Raw genomic sequence first — 19015 nt, forward strand, 5'->3', positions numbered from 1 at the left:
GGAAGGCGCGGTCGACCGCGAACGGCGTCGAGCGTACCGAGAGCCATGACACGACCGCGACCAGCATCATTGCGAGCAGAAAGCCCACCAGCGGCGATAGTACGATCGCAAGCACGGCCTTGGACAGACCGCTCCACACCGCCGCCGAGATTCCCGCCTTGGCCATGCCGCCGCCGACAAGGCCGCCGATCAGCGCATGCGAGGACGAGGAGGGAATGCCGAGCCCCCAGGTCACGAGATTCCAGACGATGGCGCCGACCAGCGCCGCAAAGATCACCTGGGCATCGACGATGGCGGGATCGATGATGCCGGTACCGATGGTTTGGGCAACGTGCAGGCCGAACACCATGAAGGCGACGAAATTGAAAAACGCGGCCCAAAACACCGCGAATTGCGGCCGCAGCACCCGGGTCGAGACGATGGTCGCGATCGAATTGGCGGCGTCGTGCAGGCCGTTCAGGAAGTCGAACAGCAGCGCGACGGCGATCAGTCCGACCAGGACGGGAAGACCCAGGGGGCCCAAGACGGCAGCATCCACGGCGCGGCCCCTGCTCTAAGCTTTGCGGATGATCTCCGCGCAAACGCATTCCGCGTTTGTCGCGAAGGAAAACCGCTGCACACTTTTCCGGATCATGCGCTACACTTGCTCAATGACGATGCTGTTGATCTCGTTCGCGACATCGTCGAAGCGATCGGCCACTTTTTCAAGGTGATCATAAATCTCGACGCCGACGATGAAATCCATGGCGTTGCCGGTGCGATGCTTGAGGAACAGCTCCTTCAGGCCGATGTCATGAAGATCGTCGACGCGGCCCTCGAGCTTGGTCAGCTCCTCCGTGATCGCGGTCAGCATCGCCACGTTCTTGCCGATCTGCTGCATCAGTGGCAGCGCGCGGCCGACCAGATTGGCGCATTCGATCAGCAGCGCGCCGATCTCGCGCATCGGCGGCTCGAAGGTGCGGACCTCGAACAGCATCACGGCCTTGGCCGTCTGCTGCATCTGGTCGATGGCATCGTCCAGCGAGGTTATGAGGTTCTTGATGTCGCCCCGGTCGAACGGCGTAATGAAGGTGCGGCGCACCGCCGTCAGCACCTCGCGGGTGATGTTGTCGGCGTCGTTCTCGAACTGGCTGACGCGCTGGCAATAAACCGGCGTCTCCTCGCCGCCGTTCAGCACGCCCTGGAGCGCGATGGCGCCCTGGATAACGGTCTGGGCATGGCGGTCGAACAGGTCGAAGAACCGTTCTTCCTTGGGCAGGAAAGCGCGAAACCAACGCATCATGGGGATAGTCTACCTGGTGCAAATGACCCGGTCCGGGCGGACCGTCACGCAACCGTCATAGACCATTTTCGCCTCGTGCGCGTGTCATCTCACGCCCGCCAGGCGGGATCATCCACCGGATTCACTTCCCCATAAAAACTTATTTTATATCAGTCTCTTAGAAAGATCTCCGAAAGTAATGCGCGATTTCGCCGATGACGCCACGGCGGAAGGTGAGCACGCAGATCACGAAGATCGAGCCTTGGATCACCGTCACCCACTGGCCGAAGCCGGCCAGATATTGCTGCATGGCGATGATGACGAAGGCGCCGACCACGGGACCGAAAATGGTCCCGAGACCGCCGACAAGCGTCATCAGCACGACCTCGCCGGACATCGACCAGTGCACGTCGGTGAGCGAGGCGTTCTGCGCCACGAACACTTTCAGTGCACCGGCGAAACCCGCCAGCGTCCCCGACAGGACGAACGCCAGGAACTTGTACTGGTCGGTCCGATAGCCCAGTGAGATCGCACGCGGCTCGTTCTCGCGGATCGACTTCAGGACCTCGCCGAAGGGCGAGTTGATGATGCGGTAGATCAGCAGGAAGCCGGCGAGGAAGCCGACCAGCACGACATAGTAGAGCATGGTCGGCTTGGACAAATCGAGCACGCCGAACATGTGCCCCTGCGGGATGCCCTGGATGCCGTCCTCGCCATGGGTGAACGGCGCCTGGAGGTAGATGAAATACAGCAGTTGCGACAGCGCCAGCGTGATCATCGAGAAGTAGATGCCCTGGCGGCGGATCGAGATATAGCCCGTGACGAGCGAGAGCGCGAAGGCCGCGACAATGCCGACGAGGATGCCGAGTTCCGGCGGCAGTGCCCACACCTTCAGGGCGTGCGCGCTGCAATATCCGGCGGTGCCGAGGAACATCGCGTGTCCGAAGGACAGCAAGCCGCCGTAGCCGATCAACAGGTTGAAAGCGCAGGCGAGCAGCGCAAAGCACAGCGCCTGCATCACGAAGAACGGATACACGCCCGTGAACGGCACCGCAGCCAGCAGCAGCGCCATCACCGCGAACAAGACCATCTCGTCACGCATGGCGCGCGGCGTGACCCGCAGCGTATCGTCCGTCAAGGCTGTCATGTCAGGCTGCCCTTCCCGTCAATCCCGTTGGCTTCACCAGGAGCACAAGCACCATCAGCACGAACACGACGGTGTTGGAGGCCTCGGGGTAGAAATATTTGGTCAGGCCCTCGATTACGCCGAGGGCAAAACCGGTGATGATCGATCCCATGATCGATCCCATGCCGCCGATCACCACCACCGCAAACACCACGATGATGAGGTCGGCGCCCATCAGCGGCCGAACCTGGTTGATCGGCGCCGACAGCACGCCGGCGAGCGCGGCAAGGCCGACGCCGAGGCCGTAGGTGAGCGTGATCATGCGCGGCACGTTGATGCCGAAGGCGCGGACCAGCGTCGGATTTTCGGTTGCGGCGCGCAGGTAAGCGCCAAGCCGCGTCTTCTCGATCAGGAACCAGGTGGCCAGACACACCACCAGCGAGAAGATGACGACCCAGCCGCGATAAACGGGCAGGAACATGAAGCCGAGATTCATGCCGCCCTTGAGCTGGTCCGGAATGGCGTAAGGCAGGCCGGAGGAGCCGAAATAGTTCTGGAACACGCCCTGCACGATCAGCGCGATGCCGAAGGTCAGCAGCAGGCCGTAGAGGTGATCGAGCCCGGTTAACCACTGCAGCATGGTCCGTTCCAGGATCATGCCGAAGATGCCGACGATGACCGGCGCCAGCAGCAGCGCCCACCAGTAACTGATGCCGCCGATGTTCAGCAGGAAATAGGCGACGAAGGCGCCCATCATGTAGAGCGCGCCATGGGCGAAATTGATGATGTTGAGCATGCCGAAGATCACGGCGAGCCCGAGACTGAGCAGCGCGTAGAACGAGCCGTTGATCAGTCCCACCAGTAGCTGTGCGTAAAGAGCCTGCATCGATCTCGCACCCGGTCCCTTCGGCGTTCCCAAAGTAGCGCCCGCCGGCTTACGGCCGGCGGGCTGTTGGTCTTACTTCTTGAGCAGCGCGCATTTGCTCTCGGAGAGCGGCGTGAAAGCCTGATCGCCCGGCACCGTGCCGACGAGCTTGTAGAAGTCCCACGGTCCTTTGGACTCGGAGGGCTTCTTCACCTCGAACAGATAGGCGTTGTGGATGGTGCGGCCGTTGGGCTGGATCTCGCCCTTGCCAAACAGATCGTCCTCGGTCGGCATCGACTTCATCTTCTCGACGACCTTGACGCCGTCATGTGGATTGCCGCCAAGCGCTTCCAGCGCCTTGAGATAGTGGCGTACGCCGGCATAGACGCCTGCCTGCACCATGGTCGGTGGAGCGCTGTTCTTCATCTTAGCGGCAAAGCGCTTGGAGAAGGCGCGGGCCTTGTCGTCCATGTCCCAGTAGAACGTCTCGGTGAAGTTCAGGCCCTGCGCGGTCTCCAGACCAAGCGCCTTGACGTCGGTGAGGAACAGCAGCAGCGCTGCGAGCTTCTGGCCGCCCTTGCCGATACCGAACTCGGCAGCCTGCTTGATCGTGTTGGTCGTATCACCGCCGGCATTGGCAAGGCCGATGATCTTGGCCTTGGAGGCCTGCGCCTGGAGCAGGAACGAGGAGAAGTCCGGCGTGTTGAGCGGATGCTTGACCCCGCCGACCACCTTGCCGCCATTGGCGGTGACGACCGCAGTGGTATCGCGCTCCAGCGCCGCACCGAAGGCGTAGTCCGCGGTCAGGAAGAACCAGGTGTCGCCACCGGCCTTCACCAGCGCCTGGCCCGTGGTGTGGGCGAGCATGTAGGTGTCGTAGGTCCAGTGCACGGTGTTCGGCGAGCACTGCGCGTTGGTAAGGTCCGAGGTCGCCGCACCGGAATTGATGTAGACGCCGTTCTTTTCCTTGACGACGTTGTTGACGGCGAGCGCCACGCCCGAATTCGGCACGTCGACGATGACGTCGACCTTGTCGACGTCGAACCACTGCCGCGCGATCGCGGTGCCGATGTCCGGCTTGTTCTGGTGATCGCCCGAGATCACGTCGATCTTCCAGCCCTTTGCGGCGAGGCCGGAATCTTCAACTGCCATCTGCGCGGCGAGCGTCGAGCCGGGGCCGCCGAGGTCGGCGTACAGGCCGGACTGATCGGACAGCGCGCCGATCTTGACGGCCTTGTCCTGCGCGGACGCTTCGCCTGCTGCGGCGAAGGTGAGCGCGGTGGTCAGCAGCAATGACGCAATCGACCTGGTCTTCATGCAACTTTCCTTTTGAATTTTCTCGTTGGCAGTTCTTCGGCTTCAGCATGGTCTCTTCGGAGAACGCTACGCACTTCCTGATCATGCCCTAAACACCGAGATAGGCGTGGAGCTTGTCCATGTTGGCGGCAAGCTCCGAATTGGAAAATCCGTCAATGATCTTGCCGTGCTCGACCACATAATAACGGTCGGCGACGGTGGACGCGAAGCGGAAGTTCTGCTCGACCAGAAGGATCGTGAAGCCTTCCTTCTTGAGCCGCGCGATGGTGTGACCGATCTGCTGGATAATGACGGGTGCCAGGCCTTCGGTCGGCTCATCCAGCATCAGAAAGCTTGCGCCCGTGCGCAGGATGCGCGCGATCGCAAGCATCTGCTGCTCACCGCCGGACAGCTTGGTGCCCTGGCTGCTCAGCCGCTCCTTCAGGTTCGGAAACAGGTCAAAGATCTGCTCGAGCGGCAATCCGCCTGCGCGCACCACCGGCGGCAGCAACAGGTTCTCCTTCACGTCGAGGCTGGAGAAAATTCCCCGCTCCTCCGGGCAGAAGGCGATTCCCATGCGCGCGATCTTGTCGGAGGTCGCGCGGATGATCTCCTGATTGTTGAATTTGACCGAGCCGGTCCGCTTGCCGATGATACCCATGATCGACTTCAGCGTGGTGGTCTTGCCGGCGCCGTTGCGCCCGAGCAGCGTGACGACCTCGCCCGCATTCACGTCGAAATTGATCCCGTGCAGGATGTGGGACTCGCCGTACCAGGCCTCCAAGTTGCGAACCTGGAGGATATTGCCGCCGGTTGCACCCTTCATCGGGGCCTCAGCCATTGCAGTCTCAGGCATGACCGGCCCCCAGATAGGCTTCCTTGACGCGCTCGTCCTTGGTGAGCTCGGAATAATGCCCCTGCGCGAGCACCTGCCCGCGCGTCAGCACGGTGATGATGTCGGAGAGATTGGCGACGACGCTCAGATTATGCTCGACCATCAGGATGGTATATTTCGCCGAGATCCGCTTGATCAGCGCCGCGATCTTGTCGATGTCCTCGTGGCCCATGCCGGCCATCGGCTCATCCAGAAGCATCATTTCCGGATCGAGCGCGAGCGTGGTTGCGATCTCGAGCGCGCGCTTGCGCCCATAGGCCATCTCGACTGCAGGCGTATTGGCAAACTCGCTGAGGCCGACGTCGTTCAACAGCTCGCGCGCCCGCTCATTGAAGCGGTTGAGCACGGACTTGGAGCGCCAGAAATCGAAGGAGGAGCCATGCTGGCGCTGGAGCGCGACACGAACATTCTCCAGCGCGGTGAGATGCGGAAACACCGCCGAGATCTGGAACGAACGCACCAGCCCCAGGCGTGCCACGTCAGCGGGCGCCATCGCCGTGATGTCCTGTCCCTTGTACAGGATTTTTCCGGCAGACGGTTTGAGGAACTTGGTCAGAAGATTGAAGCACGTCGTCTTGCCCGCACCGTTCGGGCCGATCAACGCGTGGATACTGCCACGGCGAACCTTGAGCGCAACGTCGCGGACGGCGAAGAAGCCCGCGAACTCCTTGGTCAAGCCTTCCGTTTCGAGAATGAACTCATCGGCCAAACAGATTTCCCCCTGCCCGCACAATGCGCGTGGCTATCCTTGTTGCTTCGGCTTTCCGGAGGCCTTGGAGCCTGTCCCGGAACGCCGCCTCCGGGCGCGGAATATGCCGGAGTTGACGGGGGTTAGGCAAGGCGGAAAGCTGAGCAGATCAGGCCTTTGGCGGGGAGCCTTATGCTCCCTTAGTTGGAGGCTCGGTGTTATCGCCCTGCCGGCTTCCCGGCTCGCAAGACACCGGTCATCAAGTCGTCGTTAACGGTCTTTGCTTCCGCGCGCCAGCCTTCATCAAAAATTTTCCCGCGAGCGAGATCATGCGCCGGTTCACTCGCCGGACGATTGTTTTGGATTTCTTCAGCGCTGCTCCCTCCGTCGTCAAGTCAATCAAGCAACGTGACCTGCTCAACACGTGGCTGCGACTTTATGCGCGCCATCAGACTGCCCCTGCGATCTGGGAGTATCAGCCCGCGCGGCTCGAGCAAGAACTGTCCGATCTCATCTACTACACGGTGGACCATTCGACGTCCACGCCGCGCCTGACCATCCAGAGCGAAGGCACGCGGATCTCCTGCGCCTATGGCCATACCGGCAAGGGAGTTCTGCTCGACGACTATGTCGGGCCCCGTCTCGCGCCATTCGTGATGCCGATCTATCACGAATGCGTCGCGCGCGGACTTCCGGTCTACAGCATCGCCGATGTCGAGGATATCTACGGCCGCGTCGTGGCCTATGAGCGGCTGCTGCTGCCTTTCCTGGCCGACGACAAGGTCAGCCACGTCATCGCCTCGCTCAAGACCTTCTGCGAGGACGGCGGCTTCGAGATCAAGAATCTGGTGCGCGGAAATGACGCGCCACCGCGGCCGAAGCTGCGCACGGTGATCGACCACGACCTGTTTCACCGCGCCCCTGGCCGCATCGCGGCCGCCGACGTCGTGGAATTTGCCGATCAGCCCGGTGCGCCCGGAGTTACCGGCGAGATCATCGAGCTGAACTAGCTCTTGCGCGCCTTTGCGCCGACTTCCTTGTCGTAAATATCAGGCTTGAACCCGACCAGGAGCTTGCCGCCGATTTCGAGCACCGGCCGCTTGATCATCGATGGTTGCGCTAACATCAGCGCCAACGCCTTCTTTTCCGTCAGGCCCTCCTTATCGGCGTCCGGCAACTTCTTGAAGGTCGTGCCGGCGCGATTGAGCAGCGTCTGCCAGCCGAGCTTGTCGCTCCATTGCTTGAGCTTGTCCTTCTCGACGCCTGCGGCCTTGTAGTCGTGGAACTCGTAGGCGACGCCATGGCTGTCGAGCCAGCTTCGCGCTTTCTTCATGGTGTCGCAGTTCTTGATGCCGTAGATGATGTTGGGCAAGACGGTCCTCGCGCATGTGTCGTGACGTGCTGTGGCGTTGTACGCAACTCCTGATCGCGCGACAATGTTGCGAACGACGCTTTCGACCTCTTCCCAATGGATACACCATGCACGTCACGCACGATCCCACTGCTGCCGCCGCGCCGACCATCGACTTCAATACGTTCCTCGCAGTCGATATCCGCGTCGGCACCATCGTCGACGCCAAGCCGTTTCCTGAGGCGCGCAAGCCGGCCTGGCGGCTGTGGATCGACTTCGGCGCGGCCATTGGCGTGCGCAAGAGCTCAGCGCAGATCACCGAAAACCATCCGCTCGAAACGCTGGTCGGGCAGCAGGTCGCTGCCGTCATCAATTTCCCACCGCGCCAGATCGGACCTGTGGTGTCCGAGGTGCTGACGCTCGGCTTCCCCGATGCCGACGGCAAGGTCGTGCTGATGCAGCCGAGCAAGCCGGTGCCGAACGGCGGACGGCTGTTCTAGCCGAGACGCCTTCGCAAGCCGCCTATCGCTTCATCCTCCTCATCCACGGCCCAATGGCGCTCTACATGACCTACAAGGCGCTGAGCTAGCTTCAAGGGCGCTTTGGAATGTTCAAGCCACGCTGCACGGCCGGACGCGCCAGCCCGCGCTCGAGCCAGGCACCGACCGACTTGAACCGGCTGAATTCAACGAGGTCGCTGGCGCCGTAGAAACCGATGAGGTTACGTACCCAGCCGAGCATCGAAATGTCGGCGATGGTGTAGTCGTCATCCATGAACCATTGCCGGCCGGAAAGATGCGCCTCCATCACGCCGAGCAGGCGCTTGGACTCGCTGACGTATCGCTCCAGCGGCCGCTTGTCCTCAAAATCCTTGCCGGCGAATTTGTGGAAGAAGCCGACCTGGCCGAACATCGGCCCGATCCCGCCCATCTGGAAATGCACCCATTGGATGGTCTCGTAGCGCCGGGTGGCATCTTGCGGCAGCAGCTTGCCGGTCTTCTCCGCGAGATATTGCAGGATCGCACCGGACTCGAACAGCGGCAGCGGCTTGCCGCCGGGACCGTTGGGATCGAGGATCGCCGGGATCTTGCCGTTCGGATTGAGGGAGAGGAATTCCGGAGTCTTCTGGTCGTCCTTGCCGAAATCGACGAGATGGACCTCGTACGGCAACCCGATCTCCTCCAGCATGATCGAAACCTTCACGCCGTTGGGCGTCGGCAGCGAATAGAGCTGAAGCACTTCGGGATGCTTGGCAGGCCAACGCCTGGTGATCGGAAAGGCGGATAAATCAGACATCGTGGCCCCGGGCGCTTGCGAGAGATTCTGATTAATCTAGGCGGGCCGGGACATGGCGCAAGGCCGGATCGTCGTTACACCGATCTCTGTCGAGGAATCCCGATCACAATGGCCGCAGCAAATGGCTGGTGGCGTAGACCGCGTCGCGCTGGGCGCGCTGCTCGATGAAGAGCTGCCCGGTGACGAGCAATGCTCCGACAAAAACGAGCGCGAGCATGGCGGTCGCGAACTGACTGGCATCATTCATCGCACGAGCTTCTCTCAATTCGGTTCGCACGGGGAACGCAGACCGGCTGTCGCCAGTTCCTTTGTGGTTCAAATAATTTGCCTGTTTTTCCCGGATTCTTGAGCCGCCAGCCGCTTCAGTAGTTGATCTCCATCCGCAGACCACGCGGATCGATCTCGTCGCCGCCCAGACGCTCCGTGCTGTCGCGCGCCGCGACCGCGCAAGCGCAGGCATCGATGAGATCGTCGCGGCCTATGCCGGTGCCATGGCGTTGCGTCAGCCATTTCGGCAGGCGCGTGAAGCCGCGCTGCACCAGCAGTGCAATGCGCTGCTCGCGGCCTTCCGCCGACGTCTTCGTCGCAAGCCGGACTCCCCCGGCAAGATTCCGGAAGATCAATTCCGGATGCGCCTCGCCGATCGTCGCCTGCCGTGCCGGCGTCATGATCTCGTCGACGTCCCTGATCTTGTCCCTGATATTCCAGAGCTGCGCAGAGACGCCCCTGCCCTTGCCTTCGCGCTCCCAGTAATGCCTGTTCGCCGCCGCCATGTCGGGAAATGTCCAGAGATCGCGGCGGGCTCCTAGAAACACGGCGGGGCCGATCAGTTCGCGCGCATGCAAATCGCATGTCCGATAGCCGCTCGGCATCAGCCCAATCGGCATGTCGATCATCGCCCGCGCATGCGGCATCGCGAGCAGACGCGCCAGGCCAGGTGCATAATCAAATCCATGCTGGCCGCGGTCATCGATCCACGCAGCAACCCAGCCGAACCGAAATCCATCGAGACCGAGATAATTTGGCACGTCACGCGTCCACGTCTTGCAAATTTTCACATTCGCTTCGCTTGACATCTGCAAGTTGCGGGCGTATGTCCCGCGCCCTCGCGAACACTTCCGTTCGTGAAAGCATGAACCCAGTGATGAAGCACAGCTACGAAAGTTTGGCGCGACTGTCGAATGGCCTCCGGCCAATCGATTGCGCATGCCCGGCTCATGGGAGCGATCTTGCCTGACCGCAAGATCGACAGTCCGCTTCTCACGGACCCTCCCGAGCCTGCCGCTCCGGAGGGTTTTTTGTTGCCCACAGCGCGGCCCGTTCGAACATCCCGGCCTTGGCCGGAACGAGAGACCCGGATCTCGGGGCTCGCGCAAAGGATGCGCGTGCCCAAGCGCGCGGGGCCTGCCGGAGGGAACGAGGCGATGAGCCGGATACCGATGGCAGAGCGAACCCCGAGGGTTCGCAATTGGCGGCGCGTCGACAGCGCCGCGATAGAAATTTCTTGAACTCGGTTTGCCGCAACGCCTGCGGCTCAACCGACGCTGGTGGTGAAGATGTCGGATACTTCTCACTGGTAACGCGGGTTCGAATCCCGCCTTTGACACACGCACCGGGATGCGGCCTGGAGAAAGGCAGCACGCGGCCCGGCGCAGGGTCCCTCCGCAAGGAGAGCTCTGCGTTGTCGTCACTGAAGCCGATGTCGCCCGTTCCCCAGCGTACCCATCAACGGCCGACACGAGAGCATCGGCCTGGCGGTGGTGAAGATGACTGTTACTTCGTCTGTGAAACGACCGCCCTTCGGGGCAGCAACAGCATCGCCCGTTCCCCGCCACCCCCATCACGGTCCGTGGTGAAGATTCCTGTTACTTCGCCTGCAACGCGAGAGGTCGCGGGTTCGAATCCCGCCCGGTGTATTGTGCACCGGTAGCTCAGAGGATAGAGCGCTTTCCGGCGAGCTTCGGCTCGTCGGGTCACAGCAATCGCCTGTTCCCGGATCGTGTCTGTCTCGTCCCCACCGCCGGTGGTGAAGAGCGCTGTTACTTCGCTGTCGGAGGTTCGAGCCCTCCCGGACGTCAGTCCGTAGCTCAGTTGGTAGAGCACGTTCAGCCCGCAAAAGGGCGGTTCAGCACTCGCTTGTTCCCCGGCACCCGTTTCCATTCCATCATCAACCTCAGAGGAGGCCGTCATGGTCAGGCTCAACAAGATCGTTCGCGCCTTCACGCGTGAGGGCGCCGCCCGTTTCACGCCCGAGATGGAGCTGAAGCGGGCGCTGATGAACTGCCTCCTCTGGGAGGACCAGTTCTACGAGGACGGCGTCTCCATCGCCGACCGCATCAAGGCGCTGGTGCCGAAGGTCGCCCCTGCCCGCGTGGCGCAGCTGGCAATCGAGGCGCGCGAGGTGATGAAGCTGCGGCACGCCCCGCTGCTCGTCATCCGCGAGATGGCGCGCAGCGAAAAGCACCGCGCCCTCGTTGCGGACACGCTTGCCCAGGTGATCCAGCGCCCCGACGAGATGACGGAGCTGCTTGCGATCTACTGGGCGGATGCGCTTGGGCCGATGCAGCAGCGCAAGCGTCAGCCGGTCTCCGCGCAGGTCAAGAAGGGCCTTGCCCGCGCGTTGACCAAGTTCGACGCCTACCAGCTCGCCAAGTACGACCGCGACGGCGCGGTGCGGATCCGGGACGTGCTGTTCCTGGTTCACGCCAAGCCGAAGGACACCGCGCAGGAAAAGGTGTGGAAGCAGCTCGTCGACGGCGAGCTCGCCTCCCCCGATACCTGGGAGGTCTCGCTCTCGGCCGGCAAGAGCAAGCGCGAGACCTTCGAGCGGCTGATCGCCGAGCGCAAGCTCGGTGGCCTGGCGCTGCTGCGTAACCTGCGGCTGATGCAGAACGCAGAGGTTCCGCGCGAGACCATCGCAGGCGCGATCGAGGCGATGCGGACGGATCGTATCCTTCCCTATCGCTTCATCACGGCGGCGCGCTATGCGCCCGATTTCGAGCCCGAGCTCGAGACTGCGATGCTCAAGTCGGTCAAGGACCATGTGCGGCTTCCCGGCCGGACGCGGCTCCTGATCGACGTGTCGGGCTCGATGTTCACGCCTCTCTCCGCGCAGTCGGAAATGACGCGGGCGGAGGCGGCGTGCGGTCTTGCCATCCTCGCGCGCGAGATCTGCGACGATGTCGAGATCTTCACCTTCAGCAATGAGGTCGTGAAGGTCCCGCCCCGCCGCGGCTTCGCGCTTCGGGACGCGATCATCAACTCGCAGCCGCACGGGGCGACCTATCTCGGCAAGGCAGTGGCGGAGATCGACCGCAAGGGCGATCGCCTCATCGTCTTCACCGACGAGCAGAGCCACGATTCTGTGCCGGAGCCCAAGGCGCGCGGCACGATGGTGAACGTGGCCTCGTATCAGCACGGTGTCGGTCACGGCGCCTGGACCCGCGTCAACGGCTTCTCCGAGGCCGTGGTCGCGTGGATCGCAGCCTCGGAGACGGCATTGAACTGATGCCCAACGACAACGGCCCCGGACGCAATCATCGCGCCCGGGGCCGCTGAAATAACAGGAACGGTCAGCCTCCGACGGCCTGGTAGGCCAGGCGCTTGAACTCGAAGAAGAACGGATTCCAGAAGCCGAGATGACGCTGGGCCATCAGGACGCCAGCGGTGTTGGCCTGCGAGCAGATCCACCAATGGGTACCGGCGAGCCCGCCCCATTGGAATTCACCGGTGGAATTCGGCGGATCGAACGGCATCGGGGCGAAGGTGACGGCGCCGCCAAGGCCAAAGCCCTTGCCGGGAATCGGCCCGAGATTGGCGAAGCGGATGACCTGTCCATCAGGCAATTGGTTGGTCATCATCTGCCGCAGCGTCTCCGGCTTCAGCAGCGCATTGGGACCGGGAAGCAGCGCCTTCACCAGGGCCAGCATGTCAGGCAGAGTCGAGACCAGCCCGCCGCCGCCCGACAGCCGCGGAAACGGATGTCGATAGGCCTGCGGATAGGGCAGATCGTCGGCACGCGTGAGGCCGGGCTTCATCGGATCGAGCACGTCGGCACCGGTGTAATGCGCGACCAGCCTGCCCTGCTGCGCTTCAGGCACGTAGAAACCGGTATCGGTCATGCCAAGCGGATCGAAGATACGCGCCTTGAAGAAGGCATCGAGCGGCTTACCCGAGACGACCTCGACCACGCGGCCGAGCACGTCGGTCGCCACCGAATATTCCCAGTTGGTGCCGGGATGATAAGACAGCGGCAGATCGGCGAGCTTGTCGATCATGTCGGTCAGCGGCGTCAGCGGATTAAGCACACGCGCGTCGTTGTAGCCTTTGAACAGCACCGTGCCGGGATCGAAGATTCCGTAGCTGAGACCGGAGGTGTGGGTCAGCAGGTGGCGGATGGTGATCGAGCTTTTCGCCGGCTCGACATCGGCAAGGCTTGACGCGCCCTGCTTGAGCACTTTGCGATTGCCGAGCTGCGGCAGGTACTTCTCGATGGGATCGTCGAGCCCGATGCGGCCTTCCTCGACCAGCAGCATGATCGCTGAGGTGACGAAGATCTTGGTGTTGGAGAACGCGCGAAAAATATGGTCGGGCCGGAGCACCGTCTTGGCCTCGCGATCGGCAAAGCCGACGCATTGCTGATCGACCACTTCGCGCCCGCGCAGCACGGCCCAGGACACGCCAGGGATGATCTCCTGATCGACGTAGCGTTGCATCGCCGTCCGCACGGCGGAAAATTCTGGTGTCCTGGCGTCCATGCGTCTCCCCTATTTTGGTGGAGATGGATATAGCGTGCTTTCGCCGCAAATGAAGGGCCATCCCTCGGGATGTCTACTCCTTCATGAACGCCGTCACATGCAGGCGGCGACGGAGGCGCATGCCCTGCCGCTCGTACAACGCAATGGCGGATGTGTTGTTCGAGAACACGTGCAGGAACGGAATTTCGCCGCGCTCCTCGATCCGGCGCGCGACGGCTGCGAGCAGCGCCTGCGCATAGCCGCGCCCGCGATAATCGGGGTGAACGCAGACCGCGGTCATCTCTACGAACTTGCCCGGCTTCATCCGCTCGCCTGTCATCGCGACCAGCTCGCCGCCTGAGCGAATGCCGAGGAAGGTGCCGAGCTCGTGCGTGCGCGCGGCGAACGGCCCTGGCTTGGTCAGCGCCGTCAGCGCCATCATCGCGGGAACGTCGGCCTTGCCGAGCGTGACGATTTCGGCGTCGCGGAGCGGACTGTCGGCGGGCGAGCCGATCATCTGGTCACCGTTCTCGGCCAGCACCACCTTGAAGCCGGCGGGAACGTCGACCGCATCAGGCGTGAACAGCGCGACAACCTGCGAAGGCGACATGAGATCGCCAAGCGCTGCAAAACTCTCCGCCGACATGTCGATCATGTCGGCGAACGGGGTCATGTCCACGGGATAGCGCCGCGCCCGCGAGCCACCTTCGGCCAGATGCTTCTGGCTCGTCGTCAGCGCGCTCCAGATCGGGCGATCCAAAAGCGCTTCATCGTTGTCGGTCACGGGTCTAGTCCTTGTCGAAGCTGACGATGACGGCAGCATTGGCGATGAGGATGGGATCGTTGGCCACTTCCGTGGCCGAGGGAATCTCCAGCCCGCCCTTCACCGCGGTGACAGTCACTGTGCCGTAAGGCAGCTCCTTGGCGACCGCCTCCTTGTCGACGGCCTCGGGGTTTGGCACGCCGATGGTGACGTCGACGAACATGTCGTTAGCGGTCTTGCCGATCATCCGGAAGAAGCCGAGGCTCGAATGCCTGATGGCATCCGACACCGCGCGCTTCGCCGCCTTGGTGGCGTCCCGGCCGTGGACGTCGACGCCCATGCCCATCTCGGTCACACAACGAACGCGAGTCATTTCATAGTCCTGTGGTTGGAGGAGCGATTTGTTACGAAAGTCGGCGATCGGTGTCCGCAATACAAGTGCGGCGCGTATGTTGCCTGGACGTCCACGCCGTGACCTCCGTCATTGCGAGCGCAGCGAAGCAATCCAGTCTGCCTCTCCGAAAAGATTCTGGATTGCTTCGCTCCGCTCGCAACGATGTGGAGATAGCTTCGCCTTATCAATTCACGCCTTCGCCTTCTCGTGCGCGCAGCTCGTCGACCAGCACCCGTACGTTCTCCGAATAGTCGATCGGGATCGAGACGAGGTGCACACCGCCTTCCCTGAAGGCGGCGTCGAGCGTCGGACCGAACCTGTCGATGCTTTCGATCCGATGCCCCTTGGCGCCATAGGCCTTGGCGTAGAGGGCGAAGTCGGGATTGCCGAAGGTCATGCCGTAGTCGGCAAAATGATCGACCGCCTGCTTCCAGCGGATCATGCCGTAGGCGTTGTCCTCCAGCACCAGCACGACAAGATTGAGCTTGAGTCGGACGGCGGTCTCCATCTCCTGGCTGTTCATCATGAAGCCGCCGTCGCCGGCCACCGCCAGCACGCGGCGGTCGGGATAAAGCATCGCGGCCATCATCGCCGACGGCAGACCGGCGCCCATCGTCGCCAGTGCATTGTCGAGCAGCAGCGTGTTGGCGACACGGGTGCGATAGTTGCGTGCGAACCAGATCTTGTACATGCCGTTGTCGAGCGCGACGATGCCGTTCTCCGGCATGACCTGACGGATGACGTGCACGATCCGCTGCGGCGTCGGCGGCCAGCGCGTCTCGGTGGCGCGGTCGGCGATGTGATTGAGGATCCCTTCGCGCAGCGGCAACAGCGCGGCCGCCTGCGGCAGCTTGCCTTCGAGCCGGTCGGCCAGAAGCTCCAGGCTCGGGCCGACGTCGCCGACCACTTCGGCATCGGGAAAATAGACCAGTTCGACGCTGGCCGAGGTGTAGCTGACGTGAATGACCTTTGGCCCTGACGGACCCATGATGAATGGCGGCTTCTCGATCGGGTCGTGGCCGATCGCGATGATCAGGTCGGCGGCATCGATGGCATCGTGGACATAGTCGCGCTCGGACAGCGCCGCGGTGCCCATGTAGAGATTGGTGCCGCCGGGCACGGTGCCCTTGCCCATCTGGGTGGTGAAGAACGGAATGCCGGTCCTCCGCACGAAGCTCGCGATGCCGTGTGTCGAACGCGGCCGGCTGGTCGCGGCGCCCATCATCACCAGCGGACGCTTTGCGGCCAAGATCATCTCGGCGGCGCGATCGAGCGCGGCGCGATGCGCCACGGGGATTTCGATCGGATGGACCGGGATCACCGCAACAGCCTCGACCTCGTCGCCGGCGATGTCCTCGGGCAGTTCGAGATGCACCGGTCCCGGGCGCTCCTCCATCGCCACACGGAAGGCATCGCGCACCACGGTGGGGATGCTGGAGGCGCTGACGATCTGCCGCGATAGTTTTGTCAGCGGCTTCATGGTCGCGACCACGTCCACGATCTGGAAGCGCGCCTGCCGGCTGCTCATGATCGGTTTCTGCCCAGTGATGAGGATCATCGGCATCGCGCCGAGATTGGCATAGGCCGCACCGGTGGAGAGATTCAGCGCGCCGGGGCCCAGTGTGGAGAGGCAGACGCCAGGCTTGCCGGTCAACCGTCCATGGGTCGCGGCCATGAACGCGGCGGCCTGTTCGTGCCGGGTCAGGACCAGCTCGATCTTCGAGGTTCGCAGCGATTCGACGAGGTCGAGATTCTCCTCGCCGGGCACGCCGAAGATGCGGTCGACGCCTTCGTTCTCCAGCGCCGCGACGAACAGGTCCGATCCCTTTACTTTCCGCTGCGGCGCGCTCATGTCCCCTCCCGCTTGCTGCTGTCTCCCGGTGCTTCGGGAGTGAGGGCATGGTAGCGGTCTGGGGCGAACGCACAACTCACAATGAGTGGCGCAGCTGCATCAACAGCGTCATTGCGAGCGCAGGGAAGCAATCCAGAGTCTTTCCGCAGTTAAGAGTCTGGATTGCATCGCTACGCTCGCAATGACGGAGCAAGGTGCAGCGACGCCGCTTCTCCAGCGCGCATCGTCATCGCGGACGCACCTTCGTTTCCAACGCAAGGCGTCGTTCCCGGTAGCCCGGATGGAGCGAAGCGCAATCCGGGAACCTCTCCACGCGGACGCAGCAGCCCCGGATTGCGCTTCGCTCCATCCGGGCTACGGATCCGAACCAGTGGCCATCACTTCACCTGCAACTACGGCTCCGTGCCACTTTTGCGTCCCTCACTTGCCGAGGATTTCAGCCGCGGCCCGTTCCAGAATTCCGGCGATGCGGCGCGCCTCGACGGAATCGCTGCCGTGCTTGCTGCGTAGCGCGCGCTTGAGGTTGTGGCGGGCGCGGTGCAATTCCTCCGAGGCATCCGCATCGAGATCGCTGATCCCGGCAAAGGCCTCGCGCACCTCCTCCATGCGGCGTCCGATCCGCGACAGCGCTTGCAGAATTGCATCGGCGGTGCCGCGCTGCTCGGCGAGAAACGTCTCGCCTTGCGGCGTGATGCTGTAGAGCTTGCGGCCGCCATCCTGCGCCACACTCGCGTGACCGACCTCTTCGAGATAGGTCAGGGCCGGATAGATCACGCCGGGGCTCGGCGTATAAAATCCCTCCGACCGCTCCTCGATGATCTTGATCAGCTCGTAGCCATGCGCAGGCTTGTCGGCGAGCAGCGCCAGGATCACGAGTTGGAGGTCCTGCGAGGACAGCCGCCGCGCGCCCGGAAATTCGTCGCCGCCGCGGCCGAAGAAACCATGCCCGCCGCGGCCGAAGCGATGCCGTCCGCCGCGCCGGCCCATGGCGAAATGGGCGAAATGCCCGAAGTGGAAGTCCCTGTGGTCCCGATGCTTGCCGAACATATCGTACGTCTCCTTCTCAAAACATATCTTACGATATAGCTTGCGATAAGAATGAGGCAAATCACGGGTCCGTGATTATCCTCTGACTTGGAGCTGGACCTTCGTCGCGCGCCGAGATCAAGCTGATCCGGCCCGAAGGCTGGGAGTCTGAATCCGAGTAAATGAGTTCAGAGCTTCGCCTCGGCAAAAATGCCCGAGATCCAGTCGAGGAAGACGCGCAGGCGCAGCGCAAGCTGGCGGTTTTGCGGATAAAGCGCGGAGAGCGGCGTCGGCGACGGCGGGTGATCGGCGAGCACCTCGACCAGCGTGCCGCTGGCGAGGTCCTCCGCGAAGCGATAGCGCGGGGCCTGCGCGAGGCCGAAGCCGAGCCGGGCGAGGTCAGCCATGGTGTCGGAATTGTTCACCCGAACCCGGCTCGGCAGCACGATGTGGCGCAGCGTGCCCGCAACGGAAAATTCCAGCGGCAGCACATCGCCCGTCCGTGACGAGACGAACGCGACCATCTGATGGCTGCAAGCGAAGCCAGGTTGACCGCGACACGATATCTGACTAAAGTCAGATAATGCTCGATCCGGTTTCCCGCGTCCGCCGCTTCAACCGCGCCGTGACCTCCGCCGTTGGCGCGCTCGATACGTCCTTCCTCGGGCGCGGGCGGCCGCTCGGAGCGGCGCGTGTGCTCAACGCGATAGGACATGGGCGCTCCGAAATCGGCGAGATCCGCGATTATCTCGGCCTCGATTCCGGGCTGATGAGCCGGCTGTTGCGCAGCCTGGAAGACGAAGGCCTGATTGAGACGCACGCGCATGAGGATGATGCGCGGCGCCGCGTTGCGAGCCTGACGCGCGCGGGCAAGCGCGAGTTCGCAGCCTATGAAGACTTGTCGAACAGTCAGGCCGAAGGGTTTCTCGCCCGCAATTCGCAACGCGAGGCGCTGCTGGCGGCGATGGATCTGATCGCCTCCGCGCTGACACGCGACCGCATCGCGCTCACCGCAATGGACCCGCGCAGCGACGAGGCCCGCTATTGCCTGGCCGAGTATTACGCCGAGCTCGGCCGCCGCTTCAAACAGGGTTTTGACGTTTCGCTCTCGCGCGATCCTGACGCCAAGGACATGCGCCGGCCGCGCGGCAGCTTCATCGTCGCGGTGTCGGACACGCTGCCGATCGGCTGCGTCGGCCTGAAGGGCACCGATCACGGCTACGCCGAGATCAAGCGGCTCTGGGTCGCCCCTTCCGCGCGCGGCTTGGGGCTCGGCAAACGCCTGATGGATGCAACTGAAGATGCCGCGCGCACGCTCGGCATCAGTCTGTTGCGGCTCGACACCAACAGCGCACTGCCGGAAGCCGGCCGACTCTACCGCACCACCGGCTGGCGCGAGATTCCGCGCTTCAACGACGACCCGTATCCGGATCTGTTCTTCGAAAAACAGATCCGGTCGTAGAGTT

General features: G+C 63.0%; 19 protein-coding genes and 2 pseudogenes. 4 read left to right on the forward strand and 17 right to left on the reverse strand.

Annotated elements, in window-relative coordinates:
• From AOQ71_RS49255 to AOQ71_RS37400, 7 genes and pseudogenes are all read right to left on the reverse strand, one after another.
• Positions 1-538 (reverse strand): annotated as a pseudogene (locus AOQ71_RS49255) (inorganic phosphate transporter); the annotation flags it as partial.
• A gap of 99 nt (positions 539-637) precedes the next feature.
• A complete protein-coding gene (locus AOQ71_RS37375) occupies positions 638-1282 on the reverse strand; it encodes a DUF47 domain-containing protein (protein WP_057758037.1) in 645 nt (214 codons plus the stop codon).
• A gap of 157 nt (positions 1283-1439) precedes the next feature.
• On the reverse strand, positions 1440-2408 hold the full coding sequence (locus AOQ71_RS37380; protein ID WP_057758039.1) for a branched-chain amino acid ABC transporter permease: 969 nt from the start codon (positions 2406-2408) through the stop codon (positions 1440-1442).
• Between the two features lies 1 nt (position 2409).
• On the reverse strand, positions 2410-3273 hold the full coding sequence (locus AOQ71_RS37385) for a branched-chain amino acid ABC transporter permease (RefSeq protein ID WP_057758041.1): 864 nt from the start codon (positions 3271-3273) through the stop codon (positions 2410-2412).
• A 72-nt stretch (positions 3274-3345) separates the two neighbouring features.
• Positions 3346-4569, reverse strand: coding sequence for an ABC transporter substrate-binding protein (locus AOQ71_RS37390; RefSeq protein WP_057758043.1), 1224 nt, complete (start codon positions 4567-4569; stop codon positions 3346-3348).
• An 88-nt stretch (positions 4570-4657) separates the two neighbouring features.
• Positions 4658-5404, reverse strand: coding sequence for an ABC transporter ATP-binding protein (locus AOQ71_RS37395; RefSeq protein ID WP_057758045.1), 747 nt, complete (start codon positions 5402-5404; stop codon positions 4658-4660).
• Complete coding sequence (locus tag AOQ71_RS37400; protein ID WP_057758047.1) at positions 5397-6152, reverse strand: ABC transporter ATP-binding protein; 756 nt, start codon at positions 6150-6152, stop codon at positions 5397-5399. The genes AOQ71_RS37395 and AOQ71_RS37400 overlap by 8 nt, the downstream gene beginning before the upstream one ends.
• Before the next feature lie 308 nt (positions 6153-6460).
• Between AOQ71_RS37400 and AOQ71_RS37405 the strand changes: the two genes are divergently transcribed.
• Positions 6461-7141, forward strand: coding sequence for a hypothetical protein (locus AOQ71_RS37405; RefSeq protein ID WP_057758049.1), 681 nt, complete (start codon positions 6461-6463; stop codon positions 7139-7141).
• Here the strand turns inward: AOQ71_RS37405 and AOQ71_RS37410 are convergent.
• Positions 7138-7503, reverse strand: a complete 366-nt coding sequence (locus tag AOQ71_RS37410; protein ID WP_057758051.1) for an ArsC family reductase — start codon at positions 7501-7503, stop codon at positions 7138-7140. The two genes, AOQ71_RS37405 and AOQ71_RS37410, sit on opposite strands and share 4 nt — an antisense overlap.
• A 107-nt stretch (positions 7504-7610) precedes the next feature.
• Between AOQ71_RS37410 and AOQ71_RS37415 the strand changes: the two genes are divergently transcribed.
• Positions 7611-7982 carry a tRNA-binding protein gene (locus AOQ71_RS37415; protein ID WP_057758053.1) on the forward strand — a complete coding sequence of 124 codons (372 nt, stop codon included), beginning with the start codon at positions 7611-7613 and terminating at the stop codon, positions 7980-7982.
• A 91-nt stretch (positions 7983-8073) separates the two neighbouring features.
• Here AOQ71_RS37415 and AOQ71_RS37420 read toward each other — a convergent pair whose 3' ends face one another.
• From AOQ71_RS37420 to AOQ71_RS37425, 3 genes are all read right to left on the reverse strand, one after another.
• Positions 8074-8778, reverse strand: a complete 705-nt coding sequence (locus AOQ71_RS37420; RefSeq protein WP_057758055.1) for a glutathione S-transferase family protein — start codon at positions 8776-8778, stop codon at positions 8074-8076.
• A gap of 103 nt (positions 8779-8881) precedes the next feature.
• Positions 8882-9025 (reverse strand): hypothetical protein, encoded by a 144-nt coding sequence (locus AOQ71_RS46515; protein ID WP_164934179.1) that lies wholly within the window; start codon positions 9023-9025, stop codon positions 8882-8884.
• Positions 9026-9140: 115 nt separating this feature from the next.
• Entirely contained in the window at positions 9141-9806 is a 666-nt protein-coding gene (locus AOQ71_RS37425; RefSeq protein ID WP_057759026.1) for a DUF429 domain-containing protein, read from the reverse strand.
• 1160 nt (positions 9807-10966) lie between these two features.
• Between AOQ71_RS37425 and AOQ71_RS37440 the strand changes: the two genes are divergently transcribed.
• Positions 10967-12286: a TROVE domain-containing protein gene (locus tag AOQ71_RS37440; RefSeq protein WP_057758062.1), complete on the forward strand. Its 1320-nt coding sequence runs from the start codon at positions 10967-10969 to the stop codon at positions 12284-12286.
• A 64-nt stretch (positions 12287-12350) separates the two neighbouring features.
• Here the strand turns inward: AOQ71_RS37440 and AOQ71_RS37445 are convergent, their stop codons facing one another.
• From AOQ71_RS37445 to AOQ71_RS37470, 6 genes and pseudogenes are all read right to left on the reverse strand, one after another.
• Positions 12351-13535: a serine hydrolase domain-containing protein gene (locus AOQ71_RS37445; protein WP_083514774.1), complete on the reverse strand. Its 1185-nt coding sequence runs from the start codon at positions 13533-13535 to the stop codon at positions 12351-12353.
• Positions 13536-13608: 73 nt separating this feature from the next.
• Positions 13609-14337 carry a GNAT family N-acetyltransferase gene (locus tag AOQ71_RS37450; RefSeq protein WP_083514775.1) on the reverse strand — a complete coding sequence of 243 codons (729 nt, stop codon included), beginning with the start codon at positions 14335-14337 and terminating at the stop codon, positions 13609-13611.
• A complete protein-coding gene (locus tag AOQ71_RS37455; protein ID WP_018646107.1) occupies positions 14303-14650 on the reverse strand; it encodes a Lin0512 family protein in 348 nt (115 codons plus the stop codon). The genes AOQ71_RS37450 and AOQ71_RS37455 overlap by 35 nt, the downstream gene beginning before the upstream one ends.
• Before the next feature lie 205 nt (positions 14651-14855).
• A complete protein-coding gene (locus tag AOQ71_RS37460) occupies positions 14856-16523 on the reverse strand; it encodes an acetolactate synthase large subunit (protein ID WP_057758068.1) in 1668 nt (555 codons plus the stop codon).
• Positions 16524-16943: 420 nt separating this feature from the next.
• The gene (locus tag AOQ71_RS37465) at positions 16944-17570 is read right to left on the reverse strand and encodes a PadR family transcriptional regulator (protein ID WP_057758070.1); all 627 of its coding nucleotides are present in this window, start codon (positions 17568-17570) and stop codon (positions 16944-16946) included.
• Positions 17571-17737: 167 nt separating this feature from the next.
• A pseudogene (locus AOQ71_RS37470) lies at positions 17738-18079 on the reverse strand (LysR substrate-binding domain-containing protein); the annotation flags it as partial.
• Between the two features lie 53 nt (positions 18080-18132).
• Here AOQ71_RS37470 and AOQ71_RS37475 point away from each other — a divergent pair.
• A complete protein-coding gene (locus tag AOQ71_RS37475) occupies positions 18133-19011 on the forward strand; it encodes a bifunctional helix-turn-helix transcriptional regulator/GNAT family N-acetyltransferase (RefSeq protein ID WP_057758072.1) in 879 nt (292 codons plus the stop codon).
• Positions 19012-19015: the final 4 nt, after the last annotated feature.

Source organism: Bradyrhizobium manausense (assembly GCF_001440035.1).
GTDB classification, from domain to species: domain Bacteria; phylum Pseudomonadota; class Alphaproteobacteria; order Rhizobiales; family Xanthobacteraceae; genus Bradyrhizobium; species Bradyrhizobium manausense.

Excerpts from the sequence above, each read along its gene's own strand:
- AOQ71_RS37450 (WP_083514775.1), bottom strand. The coding sequence starts at position 14,337 with ATGCTGCCGTCATCGTCAGCTTCGACAAGGACTAGACCCGTGACCGAC.
- AOQ71_RS37385 (WP_057758041.1), bottom strand. The coding sequence starts at position 3,273 with ATGCAGGCTCTTTACGCACAGCTACTGGTGGGACTGATCAACGGCTCG.
- AOQ71_RS46515 (WP_164934179.1), bottom strand. The coding sequence starts at position 9,025 with ATGAATGATGCCAGTCAGTTCGCGACCGCCATGCTCGCGCTCGTTTTT.
- AOQ71_RS37405 (WP_057758049.1), top strand. The coding sequence starts at position 6,461 with ATGCGCCGGTTCACTCGCCGGACGATTGTTTTGGATTTCTTCAGCGCT.
- AOQ71_RS37475 (WP_057758072.1), top strand. The coding sequence starts at position 18,133 with ATGCTCGATCCGGTTTCCCGCGTCCGCCGCTTCAACCGCGCCGTGACC.
- AOQ71_RS37375 (WP_057758037.1), bottom strand. The coding sequence starts at position 1,282 with ATGATGCGTTGGTTTCGCGCTTTCCTGCCCAAGGAAGAACGGTTCTTC.
- AOQ71_RS37395 (WP_057758045.1), bottom strand. The coding sequence starts at position 5,404 with ATGCCTGAGACTGCAATGGCTGAGGCCCCGATGAAGGGTGCAACCGGC.
- AOQ71_RS37445 (WP_083514774.1), bottom strand. The coding sequence starts at position 13,535 with ATGGACGCCAGGACACCAGAATTTTCCGCCGTGCGGACGGCGATGCAA.
- AOQ71_RS37465 (WP_057758070.1), bottom strand. The coding sequence starts at position 17,570 with ATGTTCGGCAAGCATCGGGACCACAGGGACTTCCACTTCGGGCATTTC.
- AOQ71_RS37460 (WP_057758068.1), bottom strand. The coding sequence starts at position 16,523 with ATGAGCGCGCCGCAGCGGAAAGTAAAGGGATCGGACCTGTTCGTCGCG.
- AOQ71_RS37455 (WP_018646107.1), bottom strand. The coding sequence starts at position 14,650 with ATGACTCGCGTTCGTTGTGTGACCGAGATGGGCATGGGCGTCGACGTC.
- AOQ71_RS37380 (WP_057758039.1), bottom strand. The coding sequence starts at position 2,408 with ATGACAGCCTTGACGGACGATACGCTGCGGGTCACGCCGCGCGCCATG.
- AOQ71_RS37390 (WP_057758043.1), bottom strand. The coding sequence starts at position 4,569 with ATGAAGACCAGGTCGATTGCGTCATTGCTGCTGACCACCGCGCTCACC.
- AOQ71_RS37420 (WP_057758055.1), bottom strand. The coding sequence starts at position 8,778 with ATGTCTGATTTATCCGCCTTTCCGATCACCAGGCGTTGGCCTGCCAAG.
- AOQ71_RS37440 (WP_057758062.1), top strand. The coding sequence starts at position 10,967 with ATGGTCAGGCTCAACAAGATCGTTCGCGCCTTCACGCGTGAGGGCGCC.
- AOQ71_RS37415 (WP_057758053.1), top strand. The coding sequence starts at position 7,611 with ATGCACGTCACGCACGATCCCACTGCTGCCGCCGCGCCGACCATCGAC.